The organism is Flavihumibacter cheonanensis (assembly GCF_022352215.1).
In the GTDB taxonomy this organism is placed as follows: Bacteria; Bacteroidota; Bacteroidia; order Chitinophagales; family Chitinophagaceae; genus Flavihumibacter; species Flavihumibacter cheonanensis.
Genome location: NZ_JAKRWF010000173.1, coordinates 1 through 283 on the forward strand (window position 1 = coordinate 1; position 283 = coordinate 283).

Below are 283 nucleotides of genomic sequence, written 5' to 3' on the forward strand. Positions count from 1 at the left end.
CGAAGGAGGTGAACACTCCGGGCTCCAAGGACGCCCTGGCCGAGGAGGACGAAGAGAAGCTGAACCTGGAGGAGTCCACTGCGTACAGGCGAACGACGGCCATCATCAACTACATCGCACAGGACCGCCCTGACTTGAATTACGCGATCAAGGAGTGCTCGAGAGGCATGAGTGCCCCCACCAAGGGTGACCTGAGGAAGCTCAAGCGTGTACTGCGGTATCTGAGGCAGGCCCAGGTGAGAGGCCAATTCTTCGCGTGGCAACATCTACCCTCCTTCATCTC

General features: G+C 59.0%; 1 protein-coding gene. It reads left to right on the top strand.

Translation table 11 applies throughout. From position 1 onward, the window contains the following. On the top strand, nt 1-283 hold a 283-nt coding region (locus MD536_RS21585), incomplete at both ends, for a hypothetical protein (RefSeq protein WP_239603849.1).